The organism is Pelagibius sp. Alg239-R121, from assembly GCF_947331435.1.
GTDB lineage: Bacteria > Pseudomonadota > Alphaproteobacteria > Kiloniellales > Kiloniellaceae > Denitrobaculum.
This window is the reverse complement of the sequence record NZ_CAMZOF010000021.1, coordinates 21023-28618: the sequence shown is the minus strand read 5'-3', so window position 1 is coordinate 28618 and position 7596 is coordinate 21023. Positions and strand designations below refer to the sequence as shown.

The window sequence follows — 7596 nt, the reverse complement described above, 5'->3', positions numbered from 1 at the left end:
AACGTCAATCGTTGTTTCAACGGAAAAAGCGACACTGAAGCTGCCGATCTGACAGCGAGAAAGCTGACCTTTGTCACGACGCAGAAAAACTGCACCAAGGGCTCGCAACGACAGCTCTTCGCATAGTCCCGACGTTGTTCATTTTATTGGTGGATTGCCTTGAGGCTCAGAATGATTTGGAGCGATCATATCCATACAGAATATTCGTGAACTCTGTGCACTGCTTCGATTGCACTCGCGTGACTCAAAGGTGCCGACCTCTCACAGCAGATGAAATTTGGATAATCCATGATTACAGAATGTCTGCTGAGCGTGCTTTGCGGCACTCGCTGGATAACTGTGTCCGATTGATTAGGTGCCCTCAACCTCACCTGAAGTTTGCGACAGATCCGGCATTCCTATGTCTTCAGTGTGGAGACGGCATCTTCTGCCGCGTGGATAAGAGCGTTGGCTCGGTTGTCGGATTGAATGAGTAGGATAAAAAGGAGATCAACAAGGGCGAGCTGTGCGTCACGGGTAAAGATAGCGGAACTGCGAGCCTGGTGTTCGTCAGCAACAATATAGAGCTGGATTTCTGCCAGATCGGCAAGCCGGTTAGGTTGAACGCCAGTCACTGAAATGACGGTGGCGTTCTTTTGAAATGCTGTCTCGACGATATGACGACTTTCAAATGTATCACCAGAAAAGGAGAGCGCGATGCACAAATCGCCATTCTCAAGCGTTGTGGCGTTGGCAATCTGGATGTGGCTGTCGGCGTCAAACAACACCATGTATCCGATTTTCTGGAGTTTATAAGCGAAGTCCTGGGCCACGAGCGAGGACGCGCCGACACCAACAAGCTGAATCCGCCGGGCGGCGCGGATTGCAGCAAGGGCGGATCGCAACGTTTTCTCGTTGTTGACGAAAAGCGTTTGCTGCATGGCGTGGATTTTCGATCCGAGTAGTTTTTGGAGAATGGTCGCGAACGAGTCACTGCTGCCAATCGTCCCATGGATTACACCGGCAGGCACCTGCCACGTTTGGGATGCGGCCTTTGTCACCGCTACCTTGAAATCCTGATAACCACGAAAGCCAAGCTTCTGGCAAAACTTGACGACACTAGACTGGCTGCGCCCGGTTTGCTCCGCCAATTCAGCGGACGATAAATGAATCATCTCCTCAGGGGAGGCGAGAACAAACTTTGCAATTTCACGTTCCGCGGCCGTGAGGCTGTCCAATTGTCCCTTTAAAATTGTGAGAATCGACATGATGCATCCTTGCTGGGTCTCGATTCATCATTCCGCATGCACCGATCAATTGGAATAGATATTTCTGTTGCGGTGAATAGCAAAGCGCCTAATTCCGCCTCAGAGCAGGTGCACGTTTTGAGAAGATAGATTTAAGTATTTGAATAATAATATAAAAAATTGAAATCCCTTCGGTGCAATGTAGCAGATTTCCTCAAAAATGGAATAAAAAATCGAATAAATCGTTGACTTTTGGAATAAATAAGTCGAAAGTCATGCAGATAGTACTGAGGGGTTCCAATGTCTGATCCGCTGTCCGTTCGTTCTCTCCGCAATCTTGTTTCCGAGGCACGGAACCCCCGCACGACGGATATCGACTTGCTACCGATTCCTGAGCTGATTGGCCGGTTCAGTGCGGAAGACAAACTTGTTGCTGCGGCCGTCGAGGCCGAACTGCCCGCCATCGCGAAGGCAGTGGAACTAATCGCTGAAGCATTCCGTACCGGTGGACGGCTGATTTACATAGGAGCCGGGACGTCAGGTCGTTTAGGTGTTCTGGATGCCTCTGAATGTCCTCCGACCTTCTCAGTGCCGCCGTCCATGGTCATTGGAATCATCGCTGGTGGCGATCGGGCGTTACGCGATGCCATAGAAGGGTCTGAAGACAGTGACGTTCAAGGGGCGGCTGATTTGAAGGCTGCCGCGTTGACCAACAAGGATGTGGTCGTTGGCATCGCTGTTTCAGGCCGAACTCCCTATGTTATCGGCGCTCTCGACTTTGCCTCCGAAGTGGGAGCACGCACCGTTGCGCTTATCTGCAATCCGAATTCTGTTATGTCGCACCATGCCGAGATTTCAATCGTGCCTGTGGTTGGTCCCGAAGTTGTCACGGGTTCGACCAGACTCAAGTCCGGTACCGCACAGAAGATGGTGTTGAACATGCTAACCACGGCGGCGATGATTCGAATTGGCAAGACCTACCAGAATTTGATGGTCGATCTGTCGATATCAAACTCCAAGCTTCTTACCCGCGCCGTCGGCATATTGTCGGAGATAACAGGGGTTGAGCCGGATGAGGCTGCTGTCCTTCTTTCTGGGGCGGACAATGATGTCAAACTGGCAATCTGCATGAAACTCACGGGGGTCAGCCGGGACGTTGCCGCCAAAGCCCTTGCGGAAAATGGCGGCGTATTAAGGAAAGCAATCGACAAGACGCTGGGAACAGTCCGCGCAGGACTGACGGATTAGACTGCCTAACCCTTCCACACAGGGAGAACACACTATGTCAAAAATGATTACCAAATCACTCAGGGCGATGGGCCTGGCCGTTGCTCTGAGCACCACCGCGCTAGGTGGTGCGGCAATGGCCGAAAGCCTCAAGGTCGCTTGGTCACAGGATGCCACTGGCCTCGACCCGCACAAACAGACGGCGTTCTCGTCAATCCGCTTCCTTGAACTGATGTATGAACCGCTGGTGCGCCTTGATAAGGATGCCGAGATCGTTCCGGCACTCGCGAATTCCTGGGAGTTCAACGAGGAGGCCACCGTATTGGCGATGAAACTTGACGAAGACGCCAAGTTTCATGACGGATCGGCTGTCACATCAGCAGACGTGAAGGTCAGCTTCGAACGCATCCTCGATGAGGAAACCGGTGCGGCGACTCGTGCGAATTTCACTGCGATCACTTCGATCGACACACCGGATGACGTGACGGTCGTCTTCAACCTTGATGGCCCGAACGTGCCTTTCCTGACCGCGCTCGCGTCGATCAACGCCGCTATCGTGTCCGCCGCCGCAATTGATGCCGGAACCATCGGTACCGAGGTTATCGGCTCAGGTCCGTTCAAATATGAAAGCTGGACACCGAATTCGAACGCCAAATTGATCGCCAATGAAAACTGGCACGGCGGCGACGTGGCCATTGAGGGGCTCGATATTTCGGTTCTGCCGGACGAGACCGCGATCCTCGCCGCCTTGCGTTCAAAGCAGGTGGACTTCGCCCTGATCAACGATCCCTTCGTGGCGACGCTGATCCCTCAGGCTTCCGGACTCAAACTGGCTAAGGCGCCGGTCTTGTCCTTTCACGTGCTACAGTTGAATCCCTCGCGCGGTCCGCTGACCGAGCTCAAAGTCCGTCAGGCAATCTCTTGCGCCGTTGACCGTCAGGATGTCCTCGACACTGCACTCTTAGGTGAAGGCGCGGTGACTGGCCCGCTGACTATGGCCGCGTACGCGACACCGCTCGATCAGCTCTTCTGCTATCAGCAGGATCTAGACAAGGCCAAGAAACTTATGGCCGAAGCTGGCTATGCCGATGGCTTCGACATGACCATCATGGCCGCAACCGGAGAGCCGCCAACCGCTGCCTCCGAAGCCCAGGTTCTTCAGTCGCAGCTATCTGAAATCGGTATCAATCTCGCAATTGAGATGAAGGAACTGAACGTCTACGTTGACCATTGGCTGAAAGGTAATTTCGACATGGCCGTAGCGCTGAACGGAGGGAGGCCAGATCCTTATACCATGTACAACCGGTACTGGACCAAGGATGGCAATCTGCAGCATGTTGCCAATTATATTGATGGCGACCTCGATAACTTGATGACACTCGGACGGGAAGAAACGGACCCGGCCAAGCGGAAAGAGATCTTCCAATCCTTCGAGAAGCATTTGGCGGAGGTTTCGCCATGGGTCTGGCTCTACACCGGATATTCGTATGTAGGTGCGCAAGACTACGTCGACGGTTTCGTTCCGACACCGACCGGTTCGTTGTTCGGCCTCGCTAAAGCGAGTCTTAACAAGTAAACCTGCAGACGGAGATTGTCATGTCCTACCCGATAAAACGCCTTTTGGTATTCCCGCTGGTGATGCTGGGTGTGGCGATCTTCGTCTTTATTGCCATACGGCTGGTGCCGGGCGATGCAATCACCGCGATGCTTGGCACCGAGTCCGGTCTACTGACATCCGCGCAACGTGAAGCTCTAAGCGCATATTTCGGCCTCGATCAGAACTGGTTCGTACAATTCTGGCGATGGTTGGTGGGTGTGTTGCAGGGTAATCTTGGTATTTCAACAACATACGGCAAGCCGGTCATCACGATCATCTGGGAGCACTTCCCGCTGACGCTTGAACTGGCTGTCCTGTCGATGCTGATCGCACTGACGATCGGAATACCAGCCGGTATTTATGCCGCTGCGAACAAAGACCGTCCATCGGATCTCATCGTGCGCTTCGTCGCAATGTTTGGTCAGTCGACCCCCAGCTTTGTTGTCGGACTGCTGCTGGTCTACTTGCTCTCCGTCGGCTTCGGAGTCCTTCCTGAAATGGGAACTTTTGTTCCAATCATCGAAGATCCACTTGCCAATCTCGCTCAGATGATCTTGCCGGCCATCACGCTTGGGACGGCTTTCGCTGCAGCGGTTATTCGCATGACACGCTCGACCATGTTGGACATCCTTCAAGAGGACTACGTTCGAACCGCCCGCTCCAAAGGCATGCCGCGTCGCCGTGTAATCTGGCGCCATGCTCTGCCGAATGCTCTGATCCCTGTGATCACGCTCTCGGGGGTCGAATTCGGCTACCTGCTTGGAGGCGCTGTGCTGGTTGAACAGATATTTGCTCTACCGGGCCTTGGCCGTACTGTGCTCAATGCCATTTTGCAGCGTGATTACGCGCTGGTTCAGGGCTCGGTTCTCTTCATTGCCTTCAATTTCATGATCGTGAACCTGTTGGTGGACCTCGCCTACGCGGCCCTCGATCCGCGCATTCGATTCGAATCCAAATGACCGCTCTCTTAAAAGACGTTGCCCGCCATCCCTCTGGCCGTATCGGCTTGACTATTTTTATAGTCTTCCTGATCGCCGCAGTTTTGGGCAAGGCCGGATTAACGCCCTACGATCCGCTCATGCAGGACCGCGTCGCCCGGCTTCAGGGACCCTCAAACGCACATTGGTTTGGCACTGACCTCTTCGGACGCGATGTGCTTTCCCGCCTGATGGAAGGGATCGGGCAGAGTTTTATAATCTCGTTCTTCTCGGTAGGTGTTGCATCACTGCTCGGGAGCGTTCTTGGCTTGACAGCGGCTTGGTTCTCGGGCCTGTGGGATGGTGCGGTAATGCGCTTCATGGATGTACTACTGGCATTTCCGGCGATCCTACTTGCCCTTCTGATCATTACGATCTTCGGGCCGGGCACATGGACATCGGTTTTGGCGATTGCCATCGTCTATGTGCCGATCTTCACCCGTGTCATGCGCGGCCCTGCGCTGTCGCTGCGCCACCGTGACTTTGTCGACGCTGCCCGCACTTTCGGCACTTCGCGCAGCTATATAATGACGCGGCATCTTGGATTGAACCTAGTTGCGCCGCTTACGGTTCAGATCACTCTCGCACTTGCATGGGCCCTGGTCACTGAAGCGGGGTTGAGTTTTCTGGGTCTCGGCACACAGCCGCCCAATGCTTCACTCGGCCTTATGCTTTCAGATGCCCGAAACCTCATGGAGATGGCCCCCTGGCTCCTTTGGGTGCCCGCGATAGCTCTAATGCTTGCGGTGCTCAGCTTCAATCTCCTGGGTGATGCCTTGCGCGATATCCTCGACCCCAAGACCCGTAGGAGGTTGGCATGAGCCTTCTTGCTGTTCACGACCTCAAAGTAGGTTTCGGCCCGCGTCCTGCGGAGAACGAGGTCGTTCACGGGGTCAGTTTCGACCTCGCGCCAGGTGAAACCCTTGCCATTGTCGGCGAAACCGGATCCGGCAAATCGGTTACTTCAATGGCTGTGAACCGCCTCATCGACTTTGGTGGCGGCAGGATCACCAGTGGCTCGATCAACTACACCCGCTCTAATGGATCATGTCTGGATCTCGCCGCCTCCGCCGAGAGCGAGCTCGAACAGATCCGAGGCCGCGAGATTGGCATGATCTTTCAAGAGCCGATGACGTCGCTCAATCCGGTGATGACAATCGGCGCGCAGATCGAGGAGATTTTCCGTAACCAGCAAGGCATGACCGGTGCAGCAGCGAAGGACGCCGCGCGCAAAGCGCTGGAGCGCGTGCGAATTCCCGATGCCACCAGGCGTCTGAGCGATGCACCGCATCAACTTTCCGGCGGGATGCTTCAGCGCGTGATGATCGCAATTGCGCTTGCCTCGAACCCGCGCCTCCTGATCGCAGACGAGCCGACCACAGCACTCGACGTAACGATTCAGGCTCAGATCCTGGGGCTGCTTTCAGAAATGAAGCGCGAGACCGGGACCGGGATGATTTTCATCACCCATGACATCGGCCTTGTTGCGGGTTTCGCTGACCGGATCCTGGTCATGCAAAATGGTAAAGTGGTGGAGCAGGGAGCACTAGACGCCGTCCTGGACAAACCGCAACACCCCTACACCCAACATCTGCTGGGCGCAGTACCACACTTTTCAGACGGCAAGTCCGTCCGGAATGACACAGCCTCTTCATATCGTGCACTGAAGGTTGAGAATCTGACGGTGCGTTTTCCGGTTCGCTCCGGCCTGTTTCGCAGGCACACCGGTAATATCCATGCTGTGGAGGATGTCTCATTTGAGTTGAAGGCGGGCGAAACACTCGGAATTGTCGGCGAATCCGGCTCAGGAAAATCGACTACTGCGCGCGCCATACTTGATCTCGTTACTCCGGCCAGCGGCACGATTCAGGCTGACCAAACTCAGGTTGGAGGCACTGAAAAACCAGTACAAATGGTGTTTCAGAACCCAAACGCCTCCCTGAATCCACGCCTCACCGTGCACAGTATCATGGCGGAACCACTGATCGCTGTGGGGCACCGTATTGATGCTGAGGCCGTCGCCCGGATGGAAATGCTGCTCAGCCGTGTGGGCTTGCCTGCCGACAGTCTCGCCCGCTATTCGCATGAGTTTTCAGGTGGTCAACGGCAGCGGATCTGCATTGCCCGCGCACTTCTGCTGAAACCCTCGGTGCTCGTGTTGGATGAAGCGGTTTCGGCTCTTGACGTGTCTGTACAGGCAAAGGTACTCGATTTGCTCATTAATCTGCAGCAGGAATTCGGCCTGGCTTATCTCTTTGTCACGCATGACATGGCGGTGGTCGAACGCATTGCTCACCGGATAGCTGTGGTTTATGCCGGGCGAATAGTTGAAATCGGCAACGCTCGTGACTTGCTCGCAAATCCGCGCCATAGATATACCAAGCAGCTCATCAAGGCGGTCCCTTCGCTAGAACGACGTCGTGCCGACTACAGTATCGATACGCGAGCGATACCGTCACTGGTGCGTCCTATTGGTTTTGAGCCTGAAATAGAGGCATGGCTGGACGCCAGCTCTGACCATTTTTATCGGCAAGAGGGATGATCATTGAACAGACAACCCTCCATTGAC

Annotated in this window: 6 protein-coding genes; 5 read left to right on the top strand and 1 reads right to left on the bottom strand. The window is 54.6% G+C overall.

What is annotated here, in order from left to right; all coding sequences use genetic code 11:
• Positions 1 to 398: 398 nt before the first annotated feature.
• The gene (locus QMZ18_RS36035; RefSeq protein WP_282611283.1) at positions 399 to 1247 is read right to left on the bottom strand and encodes a MurR/RpiR family transcriptional regulator; all 849 of its coding nucleotides are present in this window, start codon (positions 1245 to 1247) and stop codon (positions 399 to 401) included.
• Between the two features lie 279 nt (positions 1248 to 1526).
• Here QMZ18_RS36035 and murQ point away from each other — a divergent pair, with 279 nt between their 5' ends.
• From murQ to QMZ18_RS36010, 5 genes are read left to right on the top strand one after another with little or no spacing between them, the layout of a single operon-like run.
• A complete protein-coding gene (murQ, locus tag QMZ18_RS36030; protein ID WP_282611282.1) occupies positions 1527 to 2474 on the top strand; it encodes an N-acetylmuramic acid 6-phosphate etherase in 948 nt (315 codons plus the stop codon).
• 34 nt (positions 2475 to 2508) lie between these two features.
• On the top strand, positions 2509 to 4029 hold the full coding sequence (locus QMZ18_RS36025) for an ABC transporter substrate-binding protein (RefSeq protein WP_282611281.1): 1521 nt from the start codon (positions 2509 to 2511) through the stop codon (positions 4027 to 4029).
• A 20-nt stretch (positions 4030 to 4049) separates the two neighbouring features.
• Positions 4050 to 5009 (top strand): ABC transporter permease, encoded by a 960-nt coding sequence (locus QMZ18_RS36020; protein WP_282611280.1) that lies wholly within the window; start codon positions 4050 to 4052, stop codon positions 5007 to 5009.
• Entirely contained in the window at positions 5006 to 5848 is an 843-nt protein-coding gene (locus QMZ18_RS36015; RefSeq protein ID WP_282611279.1) for an ABC transporter permease, read from the top strand. The genes QMZ18_RS36020 and QMZ18_RS36015 overlap by 4 nt, the downstream gene beginning before the upstream one ends.
• Entirely contained in the window at positions 5845 to 7569 is a 1725-nt protein-coding gene (locus tag QMZ18_RS36010; protein WP_282611278.1) for an ABC transporter ATP-binding protein, read from the top strand. The genes QMZ18_RS36015 and QMZ18_RS36010 overlap by 4 nt, the downstream gene beginning before the upstream one ends.
• Positions 7570 to 7596 lie beyond the last annotated feature (27 nt).